21 protein-coding genes and 1 tRNA gene are annotated in these 26,066 nt (G+C 73.2%); 10 read left to right on the top strand and 12 right to left on the bottom strand.

Going from position 1 to position 26,066, the window contains the following annotated elements:
* Window positions 1-77: 77 nt before the first annotated feature.
* From NHH00_RS13045 to NHH00_RS13030, 4 genes are all read right to left on the bottom strand, one after another.
* The gene (locus NHH00_RS13045; protein WP_253053685.1) at window positions 78-935 is read right to left on the bottom strand and encodes a formylglycine-generating enzyme family protein; all 858 of its coding nucleotides are present in this window, start codon (window positions 933-935) and stop codon (window positions 78-80) included.
* A gap of 252 nt (window positions 936-1,187) precedes the next feature.
* A complete protein-coding gene (locus tag NHH00_RS13040; RefSeq protein WP_253052797.1) occupies window positions 1,188-1,553 on the bottom strand; it encodes a hypothetical protein in 366 nt (121 codons plus the stop codon).
* Between the two features lie 88 nt (window positions 1,554-1,641).
* A complete protein-coding gene (locus NHH00_RS13035) occupies window positions 1,642-2,031 on the bottom strand; it encodes a hypothetical protein (protein ID WP_253052795.1) in 390 nt (129 codons plus the stop codon).
* A gap of 418 nt (window positions 2,032-2,449) precedes the next feature.
* A complete protein-coding gene (locus tag NHH00_RS13030; RefSeq protein ID WP_253052793.1) occupies window positions 2,450-3,283 on the bottom strand; it encodes a helix-turn-helix domain-containing protein in 834 nt (277 codons plus the stop codon).
* Window positions 3,284-3,475: 192 nt separating this feature from the next.
* Between NHH00_RS13030 and NHH00_RS13025 the strand changes: the two genes are divergently transcribed.
* Complete coding sequence (locus NHH00_RS13025) at window positions 3,476-3,964, top strand: hypothetical protein (protein ID WP_253052791.1); 489 nt, start codon at window positions 3,476-3,478, stop codon at window positions 3,962-3,964.
* Here NHH00_RS13025 and NHH00_RS13020 read toward each other — a convergent pair.
* Both NHH00_RS13020 and NHH00_RS13015 read right to left on the bottom strand, forming a co-directional pair.
* Window positions 3,856-5,214: a hypothetical protein gene (locus tag NHH00_RS13020; protein WP_253052789.1), complete on the bottom strand. Its 1,359-nt coding sequence runs from the start codon at window positions 5,212-5,214 to the stop codon at window positions 3,856-3,858. The two genes, NHH00_RS13025 and NHH00_RS13020, sit on opposite strands and share 109 nt — an antisense overlap.
* A gap of 347 nt (window positions 5,215-5,561) precedes the next feature.
* Entirely contained in the window at window positions 5,562-6,752 is a 1,191-nt protein-coding gene (locus NHH00_RS13015) for an OmpA family protein (RefSeq protein ID WP_253052787.1), read from the bottom strand.
* 212 nt (window positions 6,753-6,964) lie between these two features.
* On the opposite strand from NHH00_RS13015, the gene NHH00_RS13010 reads away from it, so the two are divergent.
* The 8 genes from NHH00_RS13010 (at window position 6,965) to NHH00_RS12975 (ending at window position 14,905) form a co-directional block, all read left to right on the top strand.
* Window positions 6,965-7,738 carry a hypothetical protein gene (locus tag NHH00_RS13010; RefSeq protein ID WP_253052785.1) on the top strand — a complete coding sequence of 258 codons (774 nt, stop codon included), beginning with the start codon at window positions 6,965-6,967 and terminating at the stop codon, window positions 7,736-7,738.
* On the top strand, window positions 7,728-8,405 hold the full coding sequence (locus NHH00_RS13005) for a hypothetical protein (RefSeq protein ID WP_253052783.1): 678 nt from the start codon (window positions 7,728-7,730) through the stop codon (window positions 8,403-8,405). Before NHH00_RS13010 ends, NHH00_RS13005 begins: the two co-directional genes overlap by 11 nt.
* On the top strand, window positions 8,402-9,238 hold the full coding sequence (locus NHH00_RS13000; RefSeq protein ID WP_253052781.1) for a hypothetical protein: 837 nt from the start codon (window positions 8,402-8,404) through the stop codon (window positions 9,236-9,238). Before NHH00_RS13005 ends, NHH00_RS13000 begins: the two co-directional genes overlap by 4 nt.
* Window positions 9,235-10,689 carry a hypothetical protein gene (locus tag NHH00_RS12995; RefSeq protein WP_253052779.1) on the top strand — a complete coding sequence of 485 codons (1,455 nt, stop codon included), beginning with the start codon at window positions 9,235-9,237 and terminating at the stop codon, window positions 10,687-10,689. Before NHH00_RS13000 ends, NHH00_RS12995 begins: the two co-directional genes overlap by 4 nt.
* On the top strand, window positions 10,686-11,747 hold the full coding sequence (locus tag NHH00_RS12990; protein ID WP_253052777.1) for a hypothetical protein: 1,062 nt from the start codon (window positions 10,686-10,688) through the stop codon (window positions 11,745-11,747). Before NHH00_RS12995 ends, NHH00_RS12990 begins: the two co-directional genes overlap by 4 nt.
* Before the next feature lies 1 nt (window position 11,748).
* Window positions 11,749-12,636: a hypothetical protein gene (locus NHH00_RS12985; RefSeq protein WP_253052775.1), complete on the top strand. Its 888-nt coding sequence runs from the start codon at window positions 11,749-11,751 to the stop codon at window positions 12,634-12,636.
* The gene (locus tag NHH00_RS12980; RefSeq protein ID WP_253052773.1) at window positions 12,633-13,307 is read left to right on the top strand and encodes a Pr6Pr family membrane protein; all 675 of its coding nucleotides are present in this window, start codon (window positions 12,633-12,635) and stop codon (window positions 13,305-13,307) included. The genes NHH00_RS12985 and NHH00_RS12980 overlap by 4 nt, the downstream gene beginning before the upstream one ends.
* Window positions 13,308-13,543: 236 nt before the next feature.
* Window positions 13,544-14,905 (top strand): hypothetical protein, encoded by a 1,362-nt coding sequence (locus NHH00_RS12975; RefSeq protein WP_253052771.1) that lies wholly within the window; start codon window positions 13,544-13,546, stop codon window positions 14,903-14,905.
* A gap of 103 nt (window positions 14,906-15,008) precedes the next feature.
* Here the strand turns inward: NHH00_RS12975 and NHH00_RS12970 are convergent.
* The 5 genes from NHH00_RS12970 to NHH00_RS12950 all read right to left on the bottom strand — a co-directional run bounded on the left by NHH00_RS12970 (window position 15,009) and on the right by NHH00_RS12950 (window position 22,017).
* Window positions 15,009-15,081: transfer RNA gene (locus tag NHH00_RS12970), tRNA-Ala, on the bottom strand.
* A 64-nt stretch (window positions 15,082-15,145) separates the two neighbouring features.
* Entirely contained in the window at window positions 15,146-16,396 is a 1,251-nt protein-coding gene (locus NHH00_RS12965) for a hypothetical protein (protein ID WP_253052769.1), read from the bottom strand.
* Between the two features lie 61 nt (window positions 16,397-16,457).
* The gene (locus tag NHH00_RS12960; RefSeq protein ID WP_253052767.1) at window positions 16,458-17,108 is read right to left on the bottom strand and encodes a GNAT family N-acetyltransferase; all 651 of its coding nucleotides are present in this window, start codon (window positions 17,106-17,108) and stop codon (window positions 16,458-16,460) included.
* Between the two features lie 132 nt (window positions 17,109-17,240).
* Window positions 17,241-19,697 carry a GH36-type glycosyl hydrolase domain-containing protein gene (locus NHH00_RS12955; RefSeq protein WP_253052765.1) on the bottom strand — a complete coding sequence of 819 codons (2,457 nt, stop codon included), beginning with the start codon at window positions 19,695-19,697 and terminating at the stop codon, window positions 17,241-17,243.
* A gap of 73 nt (window positions 19,698-19,770) precedes the next feature.
* Window positions 19,771-22,017 carry an NTP transferase domain-containing protein gene (locus NHH00_RS12950; protein WP_253052763.1) on the bottom strand — a complete coding sequence of 749 codons (2,247 nt, stop codon included), beginning with the start codon at window positions 22,015-22,017 and terminating at the stop codon, window positions 19,771-19,773.
* A gap of 179 nt (window positions 22,018-22,196) precedes the next feature.
* Between NHH00_RS12950 and NHH00_RS12945 the strand changes: the two genes are divergently transcribed.
* Window positions 22,197-22,829: a 5-formyltetrahydrofolate cyclo-ligase gene (locus NHH00_RS12945; RefSeq protein ID WP_253052761.1), complete on the top strand. Its 633-nt coding sequence runs from the start codon at window positions 22,197-22,199 to the stop codon at window positions 22,827-22,829.
* 536 nt (window positions 22,830-23,365) lie between these two features.
* On the opposite strand, the gene NHH00_RS12940 is transcribed toward NHH00_RS12945, so the two are convergent.
* Window positions 23,366-26,029: a penicillin acylase family protein gene (locus NHH00_RS12940; RefSeq protein WP_374614947.1), complete on the bottom strand. Its 2,664-nt coding sequence runs from the start codon at window positions 26,027-26,029 to the stop codon at window positions 23,366-23,368.
* Window positions 26,030-26,066 lie beyond the last annotated feature (37 nt).

The following is a 26,066-nucleotide window of genomic DNA, read 5'->3' as shown; positions in this document are numbered from 1 at the left end:
ACGCTGTTCGGAGAGCTCTGTCTGCTCTCCATGCACGACGAAGGCCCCCGCCGTCCGGCGGGGGCCTTCGTCGTCCGTCAGGCGGCGTCGACGTCGGCGGCGCAGCGGAACCCGAGGTGCGTCGTCGCGCTGTCGTCCGACTGCGGCGACCGGGCCGCCGGCCGGTACCGGCGGCAGTACTCGGGCGCGCACAGGTGGGATCCGCCCTTGGTGACGCGCATGACCTGCGGCGACGTCGTCGGCGCCAGGAGGTTCGGCCGTGCCCCGGCGTCCGGCCCGCGCGTGCCGGGGACGACGTGGCGCGGCGCGAACGTGTCGACCGTCCACTCCCACGTGTTGCCGATCAGGTCGAGCAACCCGTACGCGTTCGGCTCGTACGACCCGACCGGTGACGTCCCGCCCCAGCCCTCGTTGAGATAGGGGAAACGGCCGAGCCACGTGTTCGCCATCGGCCGCCCTCCCGGCGCGAGCTCGTCGCCCCACGCGTACTCGGCCCCCTCCACCCCGCCGCGAGCGGCCCGCTCCCACTCGGCCTCCGTCGGCAGACGGCGCCCCGCCCACGCCGCGTAGGCCGACGCGTCCTCGAACGCGACGAGCACGACCGGGTGGTCCGGACGGTCGGCGACGTCGGACCCCGGCCCCTGCGGCGAGCGCCACGACGCCCCGGGCTGCCACCGCCACCACTGCCGCCAGTCGCGCAGGTCCACCGGGCCCGCCGTCGGGGTGAACACGAGACCCCCGGGCACGAGGTCCGCCGGGTCCGCTCCCGGGAAGTCGGCCGGGTCGAGCGGGCGCTCCGCGACCGTGACGTACCCCGTGTCCGCGACGAACGCCGCGTACTGCGCGTTCGTCACCGCGTGCCGCTCCAGCAGGAACGGCTCGACCGCGCGGTCATGCGCCGGCCCCTCCTCGGGGTAGTGCCGGTCGGAACCCATGCGGAACGTCCCACCAGGGACGGGGACGAGCTCGGTGAGGGCCACGCGGCCAGCATAGGGTCGCGCCGAGGGCGGCGGGCGGTCCCGCTCCCCCCCTCGGCGGACGTGCCCGGCAGACGCACGCTGCCCGGGCGACAGCCGCGCGTCGGCCACGACGCCGTCCCGGCAAGGTGCCGCGAACCGAACCTCCCTTGAGCAAGCAGCGCGGTACACGGGCGGCCCGCGCGACGTGCACGGGCTGCCCCGCTCGCGTCAGCCGACCTGCTGGAACGACGGGTCGGCGGAGCGGATCGCTTCCGCGACGGTCGCCGCGAACTTCTTGGATCCCCCGAAGCTGAGAGAGTTCCTGGCTCCCTGCATCGCACGTGCGAACCCGGAGTCCCCGAGGGCGACGAGCAGGACCAGGCGGTGATCACCGTTGTCGTTGATGTGCACCTGGATCGCCGAGTCTCCCCCAATCAAGCCTCGCTTCTCGGCCAGGATCGAGAAGTCGGGCGGGTCGTCGAGCGCGTCGAACTGGACTGGGCTGATCTCCGCCTTCCCGCACGCGCCACGCAGGACCTGCCGGAGCGACCCCACGTCGAGGCGCGAGCGGTACACGCTCTCTTCTTGCTTCATTCCCACGGGACTGCTCTCCTTCTCTTCTGTCGGGCACCCACGTCGTCGTGGGCACCTCTCGGCCGTCCCCGCCCGGGGACACGTCTGATCAGACCGTGTCCTTGCCGAGAAGCTCGGCCTCGATGCTGTCGGCGATGGTCGTCACCCTGACCAGGGGCTCGGTGATCTCGTTCGCGTCGAGGTTCCGCAGGGGCATCGCGTTGGTCACGTAGACGTACTCGCCGTCGCTCATGATCCCGCCGACGAGCATCCCGCCGACGATCTCGGTGGCACGACGGACGTCGACCTCGGCGATCGTGCCGATGGGCGAGTTGACCTTCACCCAGTCCGCCCCCGTGTCGTTCCAGGTGTGCTCGACGAAGACGAGCTGCGAGCGCAGGTTCCCGGTGTCGAAGACCAGCTTGATGGTGGCGTCGTTGATGCTCTCCGCCGTGTAGTTGGTGTGCACGAACCGTGTGACGTCGGACCAGGTGGTCACGTGGGGTCCTCTCTCGGAGCTGTCGCGGGGGTCCAGGGGCGGGGGGACGACGTCACTTCCAGTGACCGCCGTGCTCCCGGCACAGCGCGCCGGTATCGCGGCAGGTCGAGCACGTGAGCCTGCCGAGCAGACCGCTGGCACGCCCGCCGTTGCAGTCCGGGCAGTCGTGGAGAGGCCTGCCGCACTTGGTACACGTCATCGTCTTGCTCCCGTCTCGTGGGACCTACCGACCGCCTGGAGGGCGAGCCGGCGGGTCCTAGATCTCGACCTGGACCTCGGGTCGCTCACATCTTCACGAATCGGCTCGAGACCCAGAAGACCTCAATCGTCCGAGCGTTCCGTCCGGCATCCGGAAACGTCCGGAAGGCCGAGATCTCAACGGTCTCGAGGGCGCCGCCAGCCGCGTTCTCACCCTTCCCTAGAGGCAGATCGGCTCGCCCAAGGAGATGTGCTCACCGGCGAGAGTGATCTCTCCGACGGCGCACACGCGGGTGTCGGGAGTGGGGCGGACGAGCAGCGTCGTGTACGCCCCCTGGACGCCGGGCTCGGTGGTGTCCTGCCGGTCGGCGCCCGCCGGGGCCACCTCTCGGAAGATGCTCGCAGAGACGACGTTGCCGGCCGCCTTGCCGTCGTACCGCGTGATCCGTGCCCAGCCGGCCTGGCACGCGTCCGACCAGACGATCTCCAGCAACGTGTCGTTCGTGCGGTCCTCGGCGGCCACCACCGCTGCGTCCTCGACGCACTCGGTCGCCGCCGGGTCCTCGCCGGTCGCCACGGTGATCCGTGCTGAGCTGCTCTCGGCGACGGCGGGTGGCGACGCCGTCTCGGCAACTCCCGCCGGCTCCGTCACCAGGCCGACCACTGCGGCACCGACCGCACCGACCACGACGCCCACGAGGCCTGCCGCCACCGCGAGCCAGGTCGACGTGGTCCGCCGCACCATGCGCACCGGCACCGACGGTGACGCCGTCGGGTGGTTCGTCGGGGCACCCGCGCTCGAACGGCTCGTCGTATCCAGGTCGGAGCGTCGGGCCACGAACACCCCGACGTCCCCTCCGAGCTCTCGAACCAGTGCCTCGACCGTACGGGCGGTCGGCAGGCGCTTGCCGGCGAGCGCGTCGGAAAGGACGCTCTTGGAGACGCCGGTGCGGCGGGCCAAGGCTTCCAGGGTGGGGTCTCCCGCCCGGGCGCGCAGCGCGCGGAGGTCCCCGACGAACTCGTCGAGCGTGTCGAACTCTGGCGCAGCGGACATGCGACCTCCTCGGGTTCCGGCGCACCGCCTGGGGCGAACCGATCGTTCGTTCCGGCCGCGACGGTCGCGACCTCACGGAGCGGGGGGAACGTACCGTCGTCCTCGTTCGGCGGGCACCGCTTCGTCGGGTGAATTCCACGGGTGGAGCTCGGCCACGACGACGGAGGTCGTGCGTCCCGGCACACTGGGTGTGTGCCGCCGACCCCGCCGCTGAGCCTCGCGGACCTCGAGATCCCCCGGACACCGCGCCAGGCCAGGGCGCTGAGCGAGAAGATCGTCGCCTGGCTCCCCGACCCGCTCGTGGTCGAGACCTCGCAGGGGCCGGTGACGTTCGTCGTCGAGCACGGGCCTCGGCCCGCCTACTCTGCGCTCGACCCGCTCGGCTGCACCGGCACGATGCTCTTCCCCGGCGACTTCCGGCCGTACCCGCGCGGTCTCGAGTACCCCGACGGGTGGAGTCTCGACGACCAGAGGCGTGCGATGGCGGCTCTGAGCGATGCCTGGCGGGACCACCCGGCACAGGCCGGGCTGCTCGCCGCCGGCCGGCTCCTCGCGTCCTACGAGCGCTGCGTCTACGGCGGGTTCGACGAGGACACGCCCTTCGCCGAGATCGGAGCACCTGTCGAGGACGCGGTGCGGCGCCCGTTGCTCGTCGTCGCTGCCGAGCTCGGACGCGAGTAGAGGACGACGCCCTCGACCAGGCGCGGGAACCCGTCGTCCGGCGTCGGCGGACACGCGTCGACGGCGACGCGGGTCGCGAAGAGCTCGTCCGGGGTGACCGCGACGCGGTCGACGAGACGCACGTCGAACTCGAGGTCGGCGGCTTGGAGGTGCAGGTCGTACTCGCGGTAGCCGTGGTAGCGCAGGACGGCGACGCCGGACAGCCTCGCCTGCTCCGCGTCGCCGACCTCCGCGCACGCGTCCCGGCGCATGAGGGCGAGCCTGCCGACGAGCGCCCCGACGCTCGCTATCCCGGTCCGGTACTCCTGTGCACCACGGGTCGACGCGACGACCTGGGGCGGTACGACCCCTGAGCTCATCCGGAGGTAGTCGGCGAGGCTGTGCCGTGCGACGCACGCCCACCCCCCGCTGCACGCGTGCGCGTCGAACTCCTCGAGCACCCGGCCTGCGGCGTCGCGCCTGCCACCCACCCACAGGACGAAGGCGAGCACGGACGCGTCCTCGCGCCACGCCGCGGGGTCGGTGCGCGTGACGCGGTGGACGACCTCGACGGCGGCCGCGTCGTCGAGGTCGATCGACAGCCGGGTGGCCAGCGGCACGGCGCCGGGTTCGTCCCCCTCGACGGACGCCAGGAGGTAGGCCCGCAGCGCCCGGCGCGCCCGCGGGACCCGGTGCGCCCTCCACCCCACGTGCTCGTGCGCGCTCAGCGCCAGGTCGACGCCATGACGCGTCGCCGTGTCGAGGAACGGCTCGACCAGGTGCCGGAACGCGTACTCGGTACCGCGGTGGTCGACCACGGTCCTGAGCAGCGCCGCGTTGGCGGTCGCTCGTGCCTCCGGCCCGAGATCGGACTCCATCGCTCGGTCGATCCAGACGGGCGGGCACCAGACGGACGGGAACCCGCCGACGAGTGTCGCCACGGTCACGGGGTCGGCGTCGGCGACGTCGTCCTCGACCCGCGCGAGGAGCGCGCGTCTCGCGGCGTCGAGCACCTCCTCGCCGGTCTCGGCACGCCCCCAGTCGAGCCGGGTCCACAGGAAGGTGGACCGTGCGAGCGGGACGACGTGCTCCGCCGGGAGATCGGGGCTGAGCGCGAGGCGTGCGACGGCCTCGCAGAGCCGGGTGTCCCGCACGTCCGCAGCCCGGGCGAGGGCGTCCCCGGCCTCCTGGAAGAGCTCGTCGGGCGTGAGCATGCCGCGGTCGGTCTTGACCATCAGGCTCTCGACCTGCTCGACGACGTCCGAGCTCATGTTCGTCCTCCCCATCGCGTCCACCGGAACTGCTGCGCACGTGCCCGTCACCGGACCCGGAGCCCGGCCGCGCGGGACCGGTTCCGGACGGCTCGAGACGGGACGCTCGTCGCACGTGCCGTAGTACGAGCACGTGCGGGTCGAGAACCCGTCCTTCTCGGCCGTCTTGCACCACGCGCACCTCTGCGCGCCCGACTTCTCGCAGGCGTGTGCCATCGTCACCACCTTCTCCCGTGGGACGGATCCCATCCTGTCGCGCCGCACCCGTCGGCGCACGGCCCCTCGTTCAGCGGTTCTGAAGCACCTACGTACCGACGAGAAGGCGTCGGCGACGTCGCGACTGCCGATCATGCACCCACCCGGATGACGACCTTGCGGTTCTGGGCGGCCAGGACCGGGTCGAGCACGCCGTCCGGGCGGTCCTCGACGCACTCGTCGCGGTCGAACCCGAGCCCGCGCGCGACGACGTCGGACTCGGGCACCCCGAGCCGGTCCGCGAGGATCGCGCGGACCGCCTCGGCCCGCTGCGTCGACAGGCGCTCGCGCCCGTCCGGCGTGCCCGCCGAGCTCGTGGTCCCGACGACCTCGATCGTGCCCGGGCACGCCGCTACCCGGTCCGCGGCGTCCGCGATCACCTCGATCGAGCGCGCCGGGTCGAGGAAGGTCGCCTCGTCCGCGACGAACCCGACGACGGCGTCGGGCAGCACCGCCTCGCACGCCGCCGCTCCGGCGGCAGGCGTCGGCATCGCGGGATCCTCCTCAGGCGTGACCGCCCGCGCCGTGCGCGCCGTCGTCGGCCCGTCACCGGTCCGCGGCAGCGCGACCACGGCGACCTCGGCGCCGCACGCCTCCAGCGTGGCCCGCCAGACCTGCTCGAGCCGGTCGTGCTGGCGCGGCGACAGCGGCTCGGCCGGGGCGACCTGGTACCCGAGCCCGTACAGCTCGACGCGCGCCCCTTCGACCGACGGGCACGAGGAGGAGTCGACGACCAGCGTGGCGACGTCGGCCGGGTCGACGACCGTGGTCATCCCGTCCTCGACGGTCCGGACGACCCCGGAGTCCGTCGCGCCGTTGTCCAGCGACATGACCTGGCCACCGGGCGCCAGGTCAGCCGCCAGCGCGAGCGCGGCGAGCAGGTCGACGCCGTCGGAGGTCGCGGTCGCGCCCGAGACGGCGCCGACGACCACGTTCTTCGCGGCCGTGACGTCGTCGGCCGCGACGAGCTCGTTGGACGTGTTCACGTCGGCCCGGAAGCCCGAGACGACCACCTGAGGGTTCCCCTCCACGGTCACCACGCTGATCGGCGCCGACCGCCGGATCGCCGCGTCGAGCGCGCAGTCCCACTCGGGCGGGACGCCCGGCGCCTGGGCACCGGCGTGGACCGGGACGACCAGGGCGAGCGAGCCGCCGTGGAGGCAGTCGACGTCGGGGGCGCCGGACGAGGCCGCACCGGTGGCGCACCCCGTGAGGGCCACGGCGGTGACCACGCTCAGACCGAGCACGGTCGCCGCGGTACGAGGGCGAGAGACGAGTGGCATGAGGTCGCCTTTCGAGCGGTGGGACCAGGCGGCGGCGCCGCCCCGACCCGGTGCGGGCCGGGGCACCGAGGCAACCACGGGACCGGGGACCGGATCGACGCCCGAGGTTCAGCACCGCTGAAACAGGGGTGTGGTCGGGGGCCGTGCGCTCCCGGCACAGTTCATCTCGTCACGACGTCCCGAGCACGACGTCCGAGCACGAGGAGCCCACCATGACGAGCAGGACGCCTCCCCCGGCACCCCGGGCCCGTCGGTCGGTCGAGCACGCGCGGTCCTACGGGCCCCTGCTGCGGCTGGCCGACCGGATGGCCGGCCGCACCGACCGCCGTCGCGCGGCCCCCCTCGGCGTCGAGGCACGGCACCTCCCGTGGCCCGCGCGCCTGGACGCGACCTGGCGGGAGAACGACCTCCGGCAGCTGTCGGCCACCACCGACCGTTTGGCCCCGGCGATCGACGGGCTCCACCGCGCCTTCGGCCAGGTCGAACGCCTGGACCGGGAGCTGGCCGAGCTGGAGGCGCGTGCCGCCGTCCTCCCGGCGCCACGCTCCGGGTCCGGCGGCGGCGAGGTGCACCTGTCCGCCGAGCAGGTCGCCTCTCGTCGGGCACGCGAGCACGCCGCGGCTCGTGCCGCCGCGAGCGCCCGCGCGGACCAGGTCCGGGCCCGCCGCGCGGACGCGCTCGACGAGTGCGTGCGGCTGCGGTCGCTGCTGCTCGAGGAGATCGAGCTCGCCCGCGAGGTGTCCGACCGGCTGCGCTGGTACTACACCCGCAGGCTGCAGACGTACGCCCGCGCGCTGCGCGTCGCCCCCGCCGACGGGACGACGCCGTGGCCCTCCCCCTGGGAGGCGTCGGAAGCCACGTGGACCGGACGGCCCTGCCCCTGGTTGCCGGACGGCCTGGGCGCACGCCTGCGCGACGCAGACGCCCCACCGAGCCTGACGGCCACCCCCGGTCCGGAGCAGAAGAAGCACACCGATGTTCGGTAGGAAGCGACGACCGCAGCACTCCCCGACCGCGCAGACCCTCACCCGTCGGGTTGACCTCGGCGCGCTCGCCGACCGGCGCCGCGGCACGACGACCCACGTCGAGCGCCCGGACCAGTACTCCGCCCTGGACCACGCCGCGGCGACCGCGCCCGTGGACCGGCTCGCGGTCGTCGAGCAGGTCCGGGGGTGGGTCCACGAGGCGCTCGCGACCCGCGCGCTCGACGAGCTGACCGCCGACTTCCTCGACGCCCGCATCGACACGCTGCGGCAGGGGTGGGACCAGGCGGTGCGCCGCGAGCACGCGTCCCGGGTCGTGACGTCGGCCCTGCTGCGCGCGATGGAGCTCGAGGATCTGACGCGCGCCCAGGCCTCGGTCGCGCGGCTGCGCACCCGCGACGCCGAGCTCACCGCCTCCGTCACGGCATGGCGCGCGGTGCTGACCGGCAGCGACGCCTACGACCCGGCACGCCACGCTCGGCCCCACCGCGCGCCCACGGCACCCGCCGCCGTCGACCTGCGCGAGGCGATCGACGCGGCGACGGCTCCGTCCGTGGCGCCCCGCGGCGTGCCCGAGCCCGGCTTCGCGCCTGATCCGTTCGCCGGTCCGGAGCCGTTCCTGAGCCCCGACGACCTGTTCCACGAGCTGGAGAAGGAGAACCGCCCATGAGCACGACACCGACGGAGTCCGCGCGCGTCCACCGCCTGCGCTGGTCCGACCCGGCCCTCGCCGGGCTGGGACCCCGGTCACGGCTCGCCCCGGTCGGGCTCGTCGTCCTCGCGGTCGCGATCACGCTCGTCGACGTCCTGGTCATGTACCCGGCCGTCGCCCGGTCGATGGGCCACGACCCGGTCATGACCTGGCTCACGGCGCTGGGCCTGGGGCTGGTCGCGCTGCTCACGGCCGGCGTCTCGGGCTGGACCTGGCGCGGCGCGACCGGCAACCATCCCGGGTCCTGGGCGCCGCTCCTGCTCCCGGTCCTGCTGCTCGCCGCGTGGGCGGCGCTCGCCCTCCTGCTCATGCGTCTGCGCCTGCAGGTGTCGGACGTCGCGACGACCGTCGCCTACGAGGGCGCCGTCCCGCAGCCGGCGGAGAGCGGCTTCGACGCCCTGGCGGCCGGGGTCTTCCTGGCCGTGTACGTGCTGTGCGGCCTGCTCACGTTCGGCGACCTCTACCACTGGCGCAACGACGCCTACACCGCCGGCCGGCGCGCGGTCGCCGAGCTGACGGCGTGCCAGGACGAGCTCACCGAGCACGAGGCGTCCTACCAGCACCTGCTCGCCAACCACCACAAGCGCACCGCGGAGATCGACCGCCTCGCCGCGGATGCCATCATTGCCACCACGAGCAACGCCGCCTTCGCGGCGGAGCTCGAGCAGCTCGTCCGACAGGAGATCGCCGTGGGTCTCGGGGACCCGGCGACGACCGGTATCACCAGTCCCCGGCACCCCAGCAATCCCTTTGGGCAGCGCGCCCGCGGGCGCCGTGAGGAGCAGGCGTGATCACTCTCGACGTCGTCGGACCCCGGCGCAGCCGCTGGGTCCAGCCGTTCGCGGACCTCGTCGCGCCCGCGCCGTCGTCGGACTGGTTCCGGCAGGTCGCGCACCGCCGAGTGTTCGTCTACGACCGGATCCGCCCCTACCTGACCCGGCTGACGCTGACGGCGGTCGTGGCGACGGGATACCTCGCGCTGCCGTCGGTCGCGTGGTGGGCGTGGGCGCTGCTCGCCCTCCCGGTCGTACAGGGGGTGCTCGAGGTCAGGCTCGAGCCGCTCGTGCGCGCGTCGAGCGCGCGGGACGCCGCGCGGGCGCCGGTCGCCGGGCTGGACGCCGCGCTGAGCGGCGTCGCGCGCGGCGCCTACGAACGGCGCTGGCTCAACGTGACCGGGATCCTCGGCGGGGTCGCTGCCGCGGCCACCGTGCTCGGCGTCGCGTTCGGCACCACGGCGGGTGCCCCAACGGGATGGCTGAAGGTCGCCACCTTCCTGGTCGGGATCCTGTACGCGACGTCCGCCTGCGCGGGCCCGCTGCTCGAGTCGACGACGTACTCCGCGCTCTCCCGCGGGGGCACGGTGATGCGCAGTCTTCGGTGGGCAGCCTGGCCGGCGCTCGTCGTCCTCGCCGCGGTCGTCGTGGCGCTCTCCACCGCGATCGGCGCCTGGCCGGCCTCGGCCGTGCCCTACGCCTACCTCTCCTGCGGCGCCGCGGCCTACTTGGGCCTGCGCACCCGCGAGCACGACCGCGCGGTCGGCGCGGGCGGGCTCGTGGCGAAGCACGCGCAGGACGAGGCCGCGTCCCGGCTCGCCCGCGGGCTGCACGACGTGGTCAGCCCACGGGTGCGGCTCCTCGAACGGCTGATGGCCGTCGAGGAGGTCGACCCGGCCGACGCCGTCCGGCTCGCCGCCTTCGTCGAGGACTTCAAGTACCTGCACGCCAAGGCCCGCGACGGTCTGAGCATCGACGAGTCCCTGCTCCCGGACCTGCGCACGACCGTCCGCCAGGCATGCGGACCCCGCGGCGTGCAGGTGGACCTCGACCTGGACCTGCTGGTCGACGGTCCGGAAGGAGACGCGGGCACCGGCCCGCGGCGCACCACCGGCGGCGTGCCGCACAAGGTCAACAAGGACTTCGCCCGGGACGTCGTGTCCACCCTGACCCTCAACGCGGTCGACGCGTACGACGACGCCGGCACGCCACGGAGGTCGCGAACGCTCCGGATCGCGGTCCGCATGGTCGACGGCGCCGTGGTCGTCGCCGTCACGGACGCGCTCGACCTCGTGCCCGACGCCGTGTGGGAGAACCCCCGAGGGAACCTCCGGAACGTGCGCTCGACCGTGACGGACCGTGGCGGCACGCTGCGCCAGGTCCCTCGCCCGGCCGGAGGCAAGACCATCGAGGCCCGCTGGCCTGACACGTACCGCTCGCTGCTCGACATGGAGGAGGACGACCGATGACCCGGACCCGACGTGTGCTGCTCGTCGACGACCTGGAGGCCAAGGCCGACATCGTGGCGGCGGTCGTCAAGGACACCGAGGACCGGGACGCGAGCACCCGGTACGACGTCGTCCACCACAGCAGCGCGCAGCGGCTGGTACGGGCGCTCGAGGAGGGAGGGGTGGCGAGCCTGGCCGAGCTCGACGTGATCCTCGTCGACTTCAGCCTGAACACCCACCGGTACGGCGGGCTGGGTCCCGTCGTGGCGGTCGAGCACCCCGCGCCAGCCGACGGTGCGGCCGTACGGGTCGAGGAGGTCGAGCTCTCCACAGGGATCGGGGTGCTGCTCCACCTCACCCGGCTCCTCGCCACGGAGGAGTACGTCGCGGCGCGCGGCGCCCGACCCGTCACCGCGCTCTACACCTTCGTCGACCTCGACGAACAGACGTCCCGCTATTTCGCCGCCGCGGCGTGGTCGTGGTTCGGCGTCCCGGTCTTCTCCATCCGCCCCAAGGGGATGCCGGAGCAGCTGCGCAGGCTCGGGCACGCCGGCGTCGACCAGGAGAGGGTGACAGACGGTGCGCACGCTCTCGACGAGCTTCTCGAGTACTTCCGGCACGCCCGGCGCCAACTGGGCTGGGTGACCGAGGGGCGCGGGAGCGACGCCTACCAGTGGTTGCGGGTCCTCCAGGAGAACAAGCTCTCCGAGGACGTGGAGGCCTACCGACGCGTCGGGCTCATCTCGCGGGCGCTGCGGCCGAACCGACGGACCCGCGCGGTCGAGCCCGTCACCGTCGACAAGGTCCGCCAGCTCCATGACCGGCTCGTCGGTCGGCTCTACCAGCGCGTCAAGAACTTCGTGGCCTGCTACGACCAGTACCTCGTCGACGACTGGCCCCTGGGCCTCGACGGCGACCGCGCCGGGAACGAGGCCGGGTACGACCGCGACGCGGTGCGAGGGGCCCTGCGCGACGAGCTCGACCAGACCCAGGAGTTCTGGCGCGCCGAGGACGTCTCGGTGGCGCTCGACCTCTTCCGGGCCGGTCCCGGTGCTCCCGCCGGAACAGCGAGGCGATGAGGTGCTGACCGTGCTCCCCGAGGACGTCACGTTCTCCCTCCGCACCGTCCCGACCTGCGGCGGCCCGCTCCCCGTCGCCGTGGTCAGCCCCGTGAACGCGGATCGCACGTTCGTCGTCGCCTTGGGGTACGCCGCCCGGCTCGACGAGTTCGAGCTCCAGCGGTTTCGCCTGCTCGCCCCGCTGCTGCGCGCCCGCCTCGTCGTCGTCCAGACGCCCGGGCACGGAGCGGACGCCTCCCGGCTGACCCCGCGCGAGCGCTGGGCGCTCCTCGCGCGGTCGGACTTCCGTCCGGTCGCGCGGCGCATGCTCCAGGCCGCCACGACGGCGGAGCCGTCGGTCTGCTCCGCGCGCGCCGCGGTCCTGGGCTACTCCCTCGGTGCCTCGATCGGCACCGCGATCGCTTCCGTGCTGCGGGAGGGCACGGGCACGCCGGTCCCTCTGCTGGTCCTGGTCGAGCCCGTCGCCGGACGTCCGTGGCGACCGCTGGACCTCGCCGGGGCCACCCGCGCGGAGGACGGCCTGGTCGACGACGCGCTCGCCCAGAACGACGACGTCGCGGGCGCCGTCGGTCCGCCCGACCGACGACCCGAACCGAGCACGCCGGACCACCACCGGGTCGACCTGCTGCTGCTCGCCAACGCGCTGCGAGCGGGCCGGCTCGGGGCGCAGGTCGTCGCGAGCGGCGCCACCCACGTCGTCGTCGTGCGCGGCAAGGACAGCCGTCTGTCGTTGCCCGGCGCGGTCGCGGACGTCGTGGACGCGGCACGGTCCGCCGGGCGGCGCGTCGACGAGCTCACGATGCACGGGACGCACGCGCTGTGGCACTCCCTGCCGAGCGTGCGGCGTCTGGGCCGGTTCGTCGCCGACGTCGCGGAGGACCACGGGTGACCGCGTCCGACGTCGGCACAACGGCGCGCGCCCGGACGCCCGACCGGGGTCGGGCGTGGTTGCGCGGCGTGACGGTCGCCGTGCTCGTCGTCGGCGTCGTGTGCCAGCTGGTCCAGGGCACCGACCCCGCCCCCGCTCTGACCTACTACACCGTCGACTCCGCGATCCTGCTCGCCGCGACGCTGATCGTGGCGTCCGCCCGTCCGGGCTGGGCGTGGGTCGACGGCGCCCGTGGGGCCGCGACCTCGGGCGTCGTGCTCTCCGGCCTGGTGTTCGCGACCGTCATCGCGCCGGCGACGCCGACGGGGACGTGGATCCAGCCCCATGACGACGCCTGGGTCCGGGTCGCGAACGTGCTGCTGCACGGCGTCGGGCCCGTCCTCGCGACCGCCGACTACCTCGTGCGCCCACAGCGAGGGCGTCGCGGGACGTTCGGCACAGCCCTGCGCTGGTGTCTGTGGCCGCTCGTGTACTTCGCGGTCGTGCTCCCCCTCGACCTCGCGGGCCAGGCGCACGTCCCCTATCCCTTCCTCGACGTGCACGAGGCCGGGTGGACTGCCGTGCTGGGCGCCGTGGCCGGGCTCTTCGTCGTCGTGCTCGGGCTCGGCGCCGCGCTCGTCGCGCTGCACCGTCGGCTGGGACGCGGAAGCCCTGGCCACCCCGCGCGATAGCCGGCTTTCAGCACCGCTGAACACGCCGCCCCGACCGGTAACCGCGCATGGACGAGCATGTTCCCGACAGCGAGCCGAAAAGCCACGAGAGGACCGACGACATGATCATGTTCGAGCACTTTGCCCTGGTGAGTTCCCCCGCCGCCTACGTGTGCCGCGGCTGCGGCACGGAGATCGCGAACAAAGGGGCGTTCGTCCGGTGCCCCGTGTGCGGGATCGTGTGGGGCTAGCCACCCGTGTACCTCGTCGACTTCACCCTCCCGCCGCGATCGCGCGACGCGGCGCTGGCCGAGCTGAGGAGCGAGTTCGGCGTCGACCCGTCGGGGACGCCACGCTTCACGAGGGAGAAGAGAGCGTCCGCGTTCGTGCGCGCCGTCGAGCGCCACGGGGGGACAGCGTCGATCCGCACGGAGATGTCGGTCGAGCCCGCCGGAACCTCGGCCGGGGCAGCGGCGCGTCGTGACGCCGCGTCCCGCTTCACCGCCCCGTGCGGTGCGTGCGGCGGGAGCGGCACGCAGACGCTCCCGACGAGCACGACGTCGTTCCGGCCCGACGACCCGGCCCCCGCCCCGCGGGCCCCGCGCTGCACCGCGTGCGGTGGGACCGGCACCCGGCGCGGCGTCGCGGCCACCCCGCAGGACGTCGAGCAGTACTGGTCCGAACCGCGGGACGACCAGCCCGGCGAGATCCAGGCACTCATCGACCGACTGGTGGAGACCGTCCCCGAGCGTGCGCGGGCCACCGCGTTCTGGGAGCTCACGACGGCCCTCAGCAGGTTCGACACCACGGACTCGTCCGTCCGCGAGGAGACCGTCACCACGTACCGCTGGGTGCTCCGGGCGACCGGGGACCTCGTGCTGGAGGAGCGCAAGGAGGAGCTCGTCTTCGCCGAGCAGGGGAACGGGGTGTTTCCGGCCGGGAAGCTGATCCACCGCGACGACGGACGCTGGGAGCCCGTCCCCCTGACGAGCTTCGACCAGTTCCTCGTCGGGCTGGACTTCGGCGCCTACGCCGAGCACTCGACGGCGACGACCGTGACGGTGATCACCGAGCCGCGCCGTGCAGCCGACTTCAGCGCGTACGGCCGCGTCTCGCTCACGAGGTACTACCCCAAGGGGCGCGGGCTGGCCGAGAAGCTGAGAAGCCTCGTCGAGAAGGGCACCGAGGCCACCGTCGAGCGCTCGCCTGACGAGAAGGACGCTGCTGTCCCCCGTACCCGACCGGAGCGGGCACGACGATGGAACACAGGTGGTGTCCTCCTCGGTCTCGTCGGCGGATACTGGGTCAGCGCCCTCCTCACCATCCCCTTCCTCAGCGGATGGCTCTCCGAACGAGGCATCGCACTGGACGGCCCGCATGCGCTGCTTCTTCCCCTACCTGGCGCCCTGCTCGGCGTTCTGGTGACCGGGCGCCGACGGTGGCGCCTTCGTGGCGTGGTCGTCGGGGCCGTGCTCGGCGCGCTCGTCGGCTATGTCGGCTGTCGGCTGCTCCTGCCCCAGCTGCCACTCACCTCGACAAGCGATGGAGCGATGGAAGCGCTGGGCGCGACCCTCGTTTCGATCCTCGGCGTCGCTCTGGTCGGCCGCGCGCGCACGTGATTCCCGCACGGACACCGGCGGTGTCCGTGGCTCTCACCCCCTGAGAACCGTTGCGAACGCTGAAGGCCGTTGACCAGAGTCCTGGTCAACGGCCTTCGAAGGGTGGAGCTAGGGGGATTCGAACCCCCGACCTTCTCATTGCGAACGAGACGCGCTACCAACTGCGCCATAGCCCCTCAAGCGAGGAACAGACTAGCACCCCGGGGGCGGGGTCTACCAAACCGGCCGTCCCCGGGGGAGCTACTGCCCCGCCGCCCGACGCCGCGCGAGGATCTCGTTGAGGTCGAGACCCAGCGTCTCGGTCGACGGTTTGCGCTCGTCACCCGCGGCGGGCTCGGGCGCGCCGGACGGCACGTCCACGACCACGTCCGCCGCGGCGACCGGAGCGGGAGCGGCGCCTGCCCGGGCCGGCGAGACGACGTCGTCGTCCGTGAGCGGCGCGGGCTCGCGACGCGGGGCCGTGGGCTTCATCGTGTACGTCGGCGGGGGCACGGGAACCGGGTCCCACGCACGGCCCGAGGGCACGCGGTCCTCGTCGACGCGCTCGACCTCGTCCGCGACGTCGGTCGCGACGGCCGGAGCCTCGGACGACCCGACGCGCGCAGACGCAGGCTCCTCGGAGCCGGAGTCCTCGGCCGTGGTCGTGCTCGGAGCCGTGACACGCTCGCGCGGCGATGCCCCGAAGGGGCCCTCTGCGGAGAGCGCGGCCGCCGTGGCGTTCGCCCGCGCGAGGTCCCGGGGCGTGACGCGCGGGATCATCTGCGTGCTCACCTGGGAGCCGTGCACGGCGCGGCCGGTGACGCGGGGACGCGCTCCCCGGGGCGCGGGCGGCGCCCCCAGGACGGTCCCGCGCGCGGCACGGGCGGCGGCGCGACGCTCGGCCAGCCACGCGGCGTCGGACCGCTGCGCGGCGAGCACCGCCCGACGGCCCAGCACGAGCACGAGCCCGAGGAACGCCGTCGGGACCACGCCGGCCCACCACGGGAGGTACCCGAGCGCGACGACGGCCCACACCGCGACGCTCGCGAGCAGCAGCACGACCGTGAGCGCGAGACGGCGGCGCGCCGCGGCGGCGCGCCGCTCGAGGAGGGCGAGGCGGGACTGCTCGGACGCCGGCTGACGGCGCGGCGGTGCCCCGCGCGAGGGTGACGCGCTGTCGGTGCTCCCCATGGCGTGCGATCCCTCCTCCTCGTGCGTCCGGCCGTCCGGCCGGTCCTGCGCCCCCGCACCCCCGAGGAGGGTACGACCACCGTCCGCGGACGGCCCCGGGCCGATCGACGCGACGGCCGCGACGCCGTCGAGCCGTGCGTCCCAGCCGCCCGAGCCCCCGCCACCCGGGCCGGCGACGGCCAGGACGCGCAGGGAACCGGAGAAGCGGTCGTCCGTGCGCGCCTCCAGCAGCTGCTGCCGGTGACGCACCCGGTGCGGGACGTAGAACCCGACCCACAGCAGGAACACCGCGAGCGCGACGATCCCCGAGGCCGATTCCACATCACGACCGTAGGCGAGGCGTGCGGCCACGGTCCGCACGCGCTCCGGCGTGTCGGTCGGCTCAGATGCTCTCGCGGCGCGTCGCCTGCCACCGCGCGAGGAGCCCGTCCGGGACCTCCTCGCTGGTGATCGCGAACGTGCGGTGGTCGCGCCAGGCCCCCTGGATGTGCAGGTACCGCTCGCGCACGCCCTCGTCGCGCAGGCCCAGCTTCTCCACGACGCGCAGGCTCGGGCCGTTCTCCGGCCGGATGTTGATCTCGATGCGGTGCAGGCCGAGGACCGCGAAGCAGTAGTCCGTCGCCATGGCCACGGACGTCGGGATGACGCCCCGGCCCGCGACGTGCTCGCTCACCCAGTAGCCGATGCTCGCGCCGCACAGCGACCCGTACGTGATCGAGGAGACCGTGAGCTGCCCGACGAGCTCGCCGTCCAGCTCCACGGCGAACGGCAGCGACGAGCCGGCCCGCGCCTGGGCGGACAGCACGCGGACGTACTCGGCGAACGTCGGCGGCCCTCCCCCGGTGCCCGGGCGCGGCGACGTGCCCTCCCAGCGCTCGAGCCAGTCCGCGTTGTGCGCGCGCAGGCGCATCCACGCGTTCGCGTCCCGACGGCGCAGCGGCCGCAGGACGATCGACCCGCCCAGCGTGTCGTCCCGCAGGGTCACGGGCCACGGCTTGGTGACGGTCCAGCCGCGCGTGATCTTGTGCGTCATGCGGCGGTGACCGTCCTCGGAGCTGTCGGCGGGCCCGGGCGGGTGCCCGGTCCTCGGTGCACAGGGTGACACCACCGGGCGCCCGCGCGCCACCGACCGGTGACGGGGGCACCCGGTGGTGCGACCAGGGGATCAGCCGAGCGTGACGACGACCTTCGCCTCGGCGCCCTCCGGCAGCGCGGGGATCGGGCTCGCCGGGTCGTGCTCGACGCCGTCGACCGTCACCGAGCGCACGCCCTTCGACACGTGGTCGGGGTTGCGGACCTCGATGTCGTAGACGGCGCCGCGCCACTCGCGGCGCACCTCGAACCCGTCCCAGTCCTTCGGGATCGACGGGTCGACCACCAGGCCGTCGAGCGCGAGGCGGACGCCGAGGACGTACTTGGTCACCGCGGTGTACATCCAGCCGGCCGTGCCCGTGAGCCACGGGTTCTGCGCCTTGCCGAACCACTCGTGGTCGCGGCCGTAGAGGAACTGGACGTACGCGTACGGCTCCGCGCCGCGCACCTCGATGTTGTCGTTCTGGTGGTACGGCAGGATCGCGTCGTAGAACTGCACCGCCTCGTCCCCGCGGCCCAGCATCGCCTCCGCGATGATCGGCCACGCGTTGGGGTGGGAGAAGATCGCGGCGTTCTCCTTGATGCCCGGGTACACGCGCGTGACGAAGCCGACCGTGTCGTCGACCTTCGTGAACGCCGGCCAGTTGAGGTGGTTGCCGTACTCGGAGCCGAGCAGCTCGCGCACCGCGTCCATCGACGCCTCGCCGCGCTCCTGGCTCGTGATCCCGGCGATGACGGGCCACGCCTGGTGCTCGAGGAAGATCTTGCCCTCCTCGTTCTCGGCCGAGCCGATCTTCACGCCGTCGCGCGTGTACCCGCGGATCCACCACCGGCCGTCCCAGAGCTGGGCGTCCGCGACCTTGGCGATGCGCTCGCGCTCGGCCGTGAAGCGCGCGACGTCGGCCTCGGCCCGCTCGACGCCCGCGGCCGCGAGCGGCTCCGCGATCTCGAGGAACGCGCCGATCGCCCACGCGTGCAGGAACGTCACGAGCGACGTCTCGCCGCCGCCGAGGTTGAGGCAGTCGTTCCAGTCCGCGCGCAGACCGAGCGCCACGCCGTTCTGGCCCACCTGCTGCGCGGAGAACTCGAGCGCCCGGACCAGGTGGTCGTACACCGTGGCGGGCGTGCCCTCGGCGAACGGGATCTCCAGGTCGAGGAACGCGCGGTCGCCCGTCTCCTTGACGTACTCGACGACCGACGGCACGAGCCACAGGTGGTCGTCCGAGCACGTGTCCTCGAGCCCGTGGATGAGGTCCTTCGGGTCGACCGTGGGCACGATCGTCGGGGACGGGACGTCGGGCAGCTTCTCGGCGTCGGGGTCGAACGCCTTGGGGTCGAACAGGTGCAGGCCGTAGCCGGCCTCCGTCTGGGCCCGCAGGAGCTCGACGATGCGCTGGCGCGTCTTCGTCGGGTTGGAGTGGATGACGCTCATGACGTCCTGCGCGGTGTCGCGGTACCCGAGACCCGCGCGTCCGCCGACCTCGACGAACGACGCGAAGCGCGACCACACGACGCACGTCTCGGCCTGGAGCAGCGTCCAGGCGTTGATCATCGTGTTCATGCCCTCGTGGGGGGTGCGGATGCGGAGCTTGTCCTGCTTGGCGCGCCAGTAGTCGCGCAGCCGCTCGCGCTCACGGTCCACAGCGGCGACGTCGGAGTACTTCGCCTGGATCGCGCGCCCGGCCGCGTCGCGCGAGCCGTACCCGAGCATGAAGACGAGGCGCTTGGTCTCGCCCGGCGCGAGCGTCACCTTGTGCAGCAGCGCGCCGCAGTGGTTCTGCGTCGTCGCGCTCTGGTTCGAGCCCTCGCCGCGCTCGATCGCGACCGGGTTGGTCTCGGTCCGGTACGGCCCGATGAAGCTGTCGCGCAGCGAGTCGTACGACGACGGCGTCTCGCTCGACGCGAAGTAGTGGTACGTCCAGGGCTCGTAGTAGAAGTCGTACTCGATGATCCCGTCCTCGTACGAGGAGCCGGACGCGTAGAGCGACATCTGCAGGTTCTGGTTGTCGATCGTGATCGTGTGGAAGCTGAACTCCACGTACGACCCCACGGTGAGCTCGCGCACCTCGTCGGTGGTGTTGGTGACCCGCACGTCCCACAGCTCCACGTCGTCGTCGAGCGGGATGAAGACCGTCTGCTCGGCGTCGATGCCCTTGTACTCGGAGCGGAACGTCGTGTAGCTCAGACCGTGCCGCGTGGTCCAGCGGCCCGCGCCCCCCGCGGGGTCGAGCTCCTCGTCGGGACCGACGAACGGCTTGCCGACCGGCTGCCACGACACCGACCAGTAGTCGCCGTCCGCGTCGTCGCGCAGGTACACGTAGTGCCCGGGGCGGTCGAGGGGGACGCCGTTCTGGCGGAAGCGCGAGATGCGCCCGTACTGCGAGCTCTTGAAGTACGAGTACCCGCCGCCGTTGTGCGACAGGACCGTGCACATGTCCCGGGTGCCGAGGTAGTTCGTCCACGAGACGGGGACGTCGGGGCGCTCGACGACGTACTCGTCGTGCGCGGTGTCGAAGTGGCCGTAGCGCATCGTTGCTCTGGTTCCTGTCGTGGGGGTGGGGCTGGGGGCGGGGGGTCGGGCAGGGTGGGGAGGTCCGGCGCCGTCACACGCCGGCGGTGACGAACCCCTGGAGCCACTCGAGGAGCTCGGCGGCCTTCTCGGGAGAGTCCGCCTCGACGAACATGCGCAGGACGGGCTCGGTGCCGGAGAACCGCAGGAGCGCCCAGTTGTCGTTCTCGAGGAGGATCTTGGTGCCGTCGAGGTGGGAGACCGAGACGACGGGGTACGGGCCGACGTGCGTGAGCGGCTCCGCCTCGAGGCGCCGCGGCACCTCGACGCGCATCTCCGGCGTCGCCGGCACGCCCGCCTCGAGCGTGTAGAGGCGACCCGTGATCTCGTAGATCATCGCGCGCAGCTCGGAGATCCGCTTGCCCGTGCGGGCCAGCATCTCGGCCACCAGGGCGCACGCGAAGATGCCGTCCTTGCCGAGGATCCAGCCGCGGATCGTCAGACCGCCCGACGACTCGCCGCCGAGCACGGCGCCGATCTCCTCCATGCCCGCCGTGACGTGCTTGAAGCCGACCTTGACCTCGCGCGACTCCTCGCCGAAGTGGGCCGCGAGGCGGTCGAGCAGGTGCGTCGTCGCGAGGTTGCGCACGACGCCGCCCTTCTCTCCGCGGACCTCGTGCAGGTACCAGTAGAGGAGGAGGAGGAGGTCGTTCGTCGAGATGTACTCGCCGGTCTCGTCGACGATCCCGATGCGGTCGGAGTCGCCGTCCGTGGCCATGCCGAGGTCGTAGCGACCCCCGCCCTGCTGGATCATCGTCACGAGCGTGCTCAGGCGCTGCAGGTCCGGCGCCGGCGCGACGCCGCCGAACAGCGGGTTGTGCGCCGCGTGGATGAACTCCGAGCGCACGCGCATGTCGGACAGGATCGTGCCGAGCGTGAGCTGGCTCGTGCCGTACATCGGGTCGACGACGACCTGCAGGTCGGAGCCGCGCACCGCCTCCACGTCGATGATCTTCTCGATCGCGTCGACGTAGGGGTCGGTGAGCGACCGGTCGACGACGACGCCCGTGCGGCGCGCCACGTCGATGTCGAGCGTGATGACGTCGTCGACGGACAGCGCGTTGGCCTCGTCCTGGTAGCGGTCCGTCTCGTCGTCGAGCGGCAGCGAACCGTCCTGGCGGAACACCTTCATGCCGTTCCACTCGGGCGGGTTGTGGCTCGACGTGACGATGATCCCGTACGCCGCCCCGAGGTAGGGCGCGGCGAACGTCACGAGCGGGGTCGGGACGTCGTCGGGCAGGAGCGTGACCGCGATGTTGTTGCCCGCGAAGACCTCGGCCGCGGCGATGGCCGACTCGCGCGAGAGGAAGCGCCGGTCGCCGCCGATCACGACGCCCTTGCCGTCGAGGCCGCGGCGGATCGTCTCGTTCGCGATCGCCTGGCACAGCCGGCGCACGTTCGCGAGCGTGTACCCCTCGCCGATGACCGCGCGCCAGCCGCCCGTGCCGAACACGATCTTGGTGTCCGTGTTCTTCTTCGGGACGAACAGGCGCTTGAGGACGATGTCCGCCGCCTGCGCCAGCTCGTCCGGCGTGTTGATGCCGCGGACCTCGTCGACGTCGACGATCCGGTACGACGAGATCCGCTTCCCCGCGCCGATGACGCGGCGAGCGAGCTCCGTGAGCCGGTGCTCGCCGTCGGACGCCATGCGCTCGAGCTCGCCGAACAGCAGCCCCGGCGCCGCGACGTAGGCGCCCACGTTGATCTCCGTGCGCGGCTCCGCCACGTCGCCCGCCTCGGACGACTCGAGGATCGCGGTGATCTCGCCCTCGGCGCGCACCACGCGCCCGTAGCCGTCCGGGTCGTCCACGACGGCCGAGAGGAGCGACAGGTCGGCGCCCGTGAGCGTGTGGCGGGTCAGCAGGCCCAGGAGCGACTCCGAGCGCAGCAGGGGCGTGTCCGCGTACGCGACGAGCACCGGCTCGTCGACGCCGAGCCCCAGCACCGACGCGACCGCCCCGCGCGCCGCGAGGACCGCGTCACCCGTGCCGAGAGGCGCCTCCTGCTCCACATAGACGACGTCCTCGCCGAGCAGCTCGCGCACGGTCGGGTCGTCGGGCGCCACGACGACGACGATGCGGCTCGCGTCCACCACGCGCCGGACGTTCGCCACGGCCAGCTCGACGACGGTCGCGCTCCCCAGCGGCTGGGACAGGAGGTCGCGCGACGCGGCGTCGTGCCCCGCGGCGAGCACGACGGCGGCCCTCGCGGTCCGGCTGTGCGCGCCCCCTCGCGGTCGCGGGGTCGTGGCGCTGGGCTTCGCGGGCGTCGTCGCGGTCATGGCGTCCTCACTGGTCGACCTCTGTCGGACAACGACTCATTTGTCAGGAGTCCGAACTACTGGCTCTCCCCGATCATAGGCACCCGAGACCCGTCGAAGGAACCCGATCCGGACCACCAGGGCCGAAGGTCACCCGCGCTGCGTCCGCGAGGAACCCCGAGCCGGGTGACAATAGGGACATGAGTGGCCCGGTCCAGCCGTACCCCCTGCACGGAAGCATCGAAGCCGAGGACGCGAAGGAGATCCTCCGCAAGGCCATCCGCACCAACCGCCAGGCGCGGTCCGAGCGGCTCCGCAAGGAAGCGGCCGCCGCGATCGCCGACGTCGTGGAGACCATCCCCGAGGTCGCCGCCGCCACGTGCGTCGCGACCTACGCCGCCCGGCCCGCCGAGCCCGGCACCACGGAGATGCTCGAACGCCTCTCCGCGCGCGGCGTGCGCGTCCTGCTGCCCGTGCTCGGCGCCGGCCTGCAGCGCGACTGGGCCCTGTACGACGGCCCGGCCGACCTCCAGGTCCGCGCCCCCGGCCGACCCCCCGAACCCGGCACCCCGTCGCTCGGCGCCGAAGCCATCGCCCAGGCGGACGTCGTCGTCGCCCCCGCGCTCGCCGTCGACTCGCGCGGCGTCCGGCTCGGCCAGGGCGGCGGCTGGTACGACCGCGCGCTCGAGCACCTGCGCCCCGGGACCAAGGTCGTCGCCGTCGTCTTCCCCGAGGAGGTCTACGACGCCTCCGACCGCCCGCTCCCGGTCGAGCCCCACGACAAGACCGTCGACGCCGTCGCGACCCCCCTCGGCTGGCGCTGGCTCCCGTAGCCCCGCCACCCGGGCCGGCTCCACGACCCCGCGGTCGGGCTGGTTCGGTCGGTACAGACCCGCCGCCCGCGCGGTCGGGCTGACGTGGGTGACCGCTCGGGCTGCCGCTCCGTCGCCACGGGCCGCGCGTGGGGTGACGAGACGCGAGAAGTGGCCCCTGGTACGGGGCCCGGAGGGGCAACTTCTCGCATCTCCGCCGGGGGCCATCCCGCCATCGGTGGCACGGCAGCGCGCCCGGGCCGAGCGTGACCGCCGGACCCGGGCCGCGGGTCGTGCGGTGACGGACAGGACGAGCGGTGGGGTCGGACCGTGTGTGCAGGACGTCAGAGGCGCACTCCTAGAACCCCCGCCCGAATGACCAGGGTGACGGTGCGCCAGTCCCAGCACACGGTCCGACCCCACCGCGGACCCGACCACGCGGGCACTCGACCCGAGCAGACCAGCGGACCCGACCCGCGGGCACTCGACCCGAGCAGACCAGCGAACCCGACCCAGCGGGCAGCAGACGCGACCCGACCGGCCGACCCGACCCAGGACTACGGGACGAGGGTGAGCTCGTCCTTGCTCGCGTCGGCGACGGCCTGGGTGGAGAACGGCCAGTCGTAGGTCTCGCCCCGGGCCCAGGTCTTGAGCTGGTCGGAGTAGTGCTTGGACGCGGGGTGGCCGGACGTGCCCGTGACGGTGACCCAGGTGGAGCGGTCGAGGTCGTCGAGGTCGACGACCATCCGCATCGACGGGCCGGCCGTCACGTCGAACGACCCGGAGGCCGCGTCCCACGCGGTGGCGTTGACGATCGAGGAGCCGCCGGGCATGCCGACGGGGTCGGGGTTGACCCAGTTGCGGACGGGGCCGGGGATGGACTCGCCGCCGAGGATCGGGTGCTCCAGCGCGAGCACGTGGAGCTTGCCCCAGGCCCAGTCGGAGGGCTGCTTGCTCTGCTCGACGGTCAGGTCGAGGCGGGCGGACACGAGCGCCTGCGTGAGGACCTCGTCGCGCGTCTCCACGACGCTCACGGTCTGACGGTCGTCCCAGAACGGGTCGGTCGGGTTCTCGAGGAGGTTCTGCACGACCGCGAGCCAGCGGCTCCCGCCGTTCGGGCGCGCCGACTCGGGCAGGTCGTCCCAGAAGGTGAGCTGGAGCAGGTTGCGCCAGACGGCGGCGAAGTAGGCGGCCGCGGCGGAGTCGGTGTCGGTCCGGTAGTCCCAGTCGGCGAGGAGTGCCTGGCCCTCGGCGGCGAAGCCGTCGTCGATCTCCTGGTCGAGCAGGAGCGGCACGAGCACCTCGGCGTAGGGGCTGCGGTCGTCGGTCTGGATCTCGTTCATCGTGTCGACGTCGACGGGTCGTCCGGCGGAGATCTCGGCCTCGAGGAGCTGGCGGATGCGCTGCGAGCGGTAGCCGTAGTCCCAGTCGGTGGTGAGGAACGGCGCGACGCCGGCGGGCAGCACGGCCTGGTTGGCGGCGACGACGAACCCTTCCGCCGGGTCGACGACGCGCGGCATCTGCTCGCTCGGGACGTAGCCCTGCCAGTCGTAGCGCTCGTCGGAGCCGTCGCGGGGCCACGTGCCGTCGGAGGGCACCTCGGCGTCGGGCACGGCCTGGCGGACGGGGATCTTGCCGGGTGCCTGGTAGCCGATGTGTCCGTCCGCCGTCGCGAAGACGATGTTCTGCGCGGGCACCTCGAAGAGCGCCGCGGCGGCCTGCATGTCGTCGGCGTCCTGGGCGAGGTTGAACGCGAAGACGGCGTCGGCGGTGCGGCCCGGCTCGAGCGCGGTCCACTGGAGCGAGACGGCGTACTCGCCCAGGCGGGTGTCCAGGGCAGGGGTGTCGACGGCGGACTCGGTCGCGGGGATCGCCTCGGAGACGATCGGCCCGTGGAGCGTCGAGCGGATCTCGAGCTCGACGTCCTCGCCGCCGGCGACGTGCAGCGTCTCGGTCCGGGTCTCGAGCGGCACCCAGTCGTCACCGCGCAGGTAGGTGTCGTCCCGCACGCGCTCGACGAAGAAGTCGGTGACGTCGGCGCCCATGTTCGTCAGGCCCCACGCGAGCTGCGCGTTGTGCCCGATGATGACGCCGGGGAAGCCTGCGAACGAGAAGCCCGCGACGTCGAACCCGCACTGCGGCCCGACCTCGTTGCAGTGCAGCCCGACCTGGGCCCAGATCCCGGGGGCACCGAGGGCGAGGTGCGGGTCGTTCGCGAGGATCGGCTTGCCGCTGACGGTGTGCTCGCCGGAGACGACCCACGAGTTGGAGCCGGTGCCCTCGCCGCGCCCGACGAGCACGGGGACGGCGTCGAGCGCGCGGTCGGCGGCCTCGAGCGCGCCCCGGAGGTGGTCCGAGCCGTACGCGGCGCGCGCCTCGGGGCCGAGCTCGAGCGCGACCTGCTGGGGGTTGTCGAGCTCGCCGGGGTCGAGGATCGGCGCGTTGACCTCGGACGGGTAGGCGGGGAAGAGCGCGGCGACGCGGGCCGTGTCCTGGAGGGTGCTGAACGACAGCGCGCGCTCGAGCTCGTCGTCGTAGTTGCCGCGCAGGTCCCACGCCATCGCCTTGAGCCAGGCGAGCGAGTCGACGGGGTCCCAGGGCTCGGGCTCGGCGACGTCGACCTGGAGGCCGAGCACGGTGTACTCGATCGCGATCTCGGACGGGCTGCGGTTCTCGAGGTACGCGTTGACGCCCTCGGCGTAGGCCTGGAGGTACGCCTTCGTCTCGGGCGAGACGACGTCCCACTCCTCCTCGGCGACCTGCCGCCAGCCGAAGGTCCGCGTCACGGTGTCGGCGGCGATCGCGTCGGGGTTGTCGCCCACGAGCTCCGCGAGCCGACCCGCGGTGACGTGCCGGCGGTAGTCCATCTCGAAGAAGCGGTCCTGCGCCTGGACGTAGCCCTGGGCGCGGAAGAGGTCCTCGGGGGTGTCGGCGTAGATCTGCGGCACGCCCTGGGCGTCGCGCAGCACCGTGACCTGGGCGTCGAGGCCGGGGAGCTCGACCTGGCCGGAGGTCTGCGGCAGCGGCCGGCGCACGGTGACGACGACGAGCGCGGCCCCCGCGACGAGCGCGAGGACGAGCAGCACGGCCACGCCGATCAGGACGCGCCGACGGCCGGACCGACGACGCCGGGGCGGGGCCGCGGTCTCGACGGGGTTCGCGGGGTCGGTACCGGGGACGGCGTCACCGGCGGGGGCCTCGGCGGGTTCGTGCGCAGACACGGATGCGAGACTACCCCGGCCCTGGGCGAGCGCCGCT

It is taken from the genome of Cellulosimicrobium cellulans, assembly GCF_024124905.1.
Taxonomy (GTDB): domain Bacteria; phylum Actinomycetota; class Actinomycetes; order Actinomycetales; family Cellulomonadaceae; genus Cellulosimicrobium; species Cellulosimicrobium cellulans_G.
The sequence above is the reverse complement of the archived record's forward strand: the minus strand, read 5'-3'. Positions and strand labels throughout refer to the sequence as shown.

What these genes read in the sequence shown, in the direction of transcription:
- NHH00_RS13045 (WP_253053685.1), bottom strand. Translation starts at nt 935, where the DNA reads ATGGGTTCCGACCGGCACTACCCCGAGGAGGGGCCGGCGCATGACCGC.
- NHH00_RS13040 (WP_253052797.1), bottom strand. Translation starts at nt 1,553, where the DNA reads ATGAAGCAAGAAGAGAGCGTGTACCGCTCGCGCCTCGACGTGGGGTCG.
- NHH00_RS13030 (WP_253052793.1), bottom strand. Translation starts at nt 3,283, where the DNA reads ATGTCCGCTGCGCCAGAGTTCGACACGCTCGACGAGTTCGTCGGGGAC.
- NHH00_RS13020 (WP_253052789.1), bottom strand. Translation starts at nt 5,214, where the DNA reads ATGAGCTCGGACGTCGTCGAGCAGGTCGAGAGCCTGATGGTCAAGACC.
- NHH00_RS13015 (WP_253052787.1), bottom strand. Translation starts at nt 6,752, where the DNA reads ATGCCACTCGTCTCTCGCCCTCGTACCGCGGCGACCGTGCTCGGTCTG.
- NHH00_RS13010 (WP_253052785.1), top strand. Translation starts at nt 6,965, where the DNA reads ATGACGAGCAGGACGCCTCCCCCGGCACCCCGGGCCCGTCGGTCGGTC.
- NHH00_RS13005 (WP_253052783.1), top strand. Translation starts at nt 7,728, where the DNA reads ATGTTCGGTAGGAAGCGACGACCGCAGCACTCCCCGACCGCGCAGACC.
- NHH00_RS13000 (WP_253052781.1), top strand. Translation starts at nt 8,402, where the DNA reads ATGAGCACGACACCGACGGAGTCCGCGCGCGTCCACCGCCTGCGCTGG.
- NHH00_RS12990 (WP_253052777.1), top strand. Translation starts at nt 10,686, where the DNA reads ATGACCCGGACCCGACGTGTGCTGCTCGTCGACGACCTGGAGGCCAAG.
- NHH00_RS12960 (WP_253052767.1), bottom strand. Translation starts at nt 17,108, where the DNA reads ATGACGCACAAGATCACGCGCGGCTGGACCGTCACCAAGCCGTGGCCC.
- NHH00_RS12955 (WP_253052765.1), bottom strand. Translation starts at nt 19,697, where the DNA reads ATGCGCTACGGCCACTTCGACACCGCGCACGACGAGTACGTCGTCGAG.
- NHH00_RS12950 (WP_253052763.1), bottom strand. Translation starts at nt 22,017, where the DNA reads ATGACCGCGACGACGCCCGCGAAGCCCAGCGCCACGACCCCGCGACCG.
- NHH00_RS12945 (WP_253052761.1), top strand. Translation starts at nt 22,197, where the DNA reads ATGAGTGGCCCGGTCCAGCCGTACCCCCTGCACGGAAGCATCGAAGCC.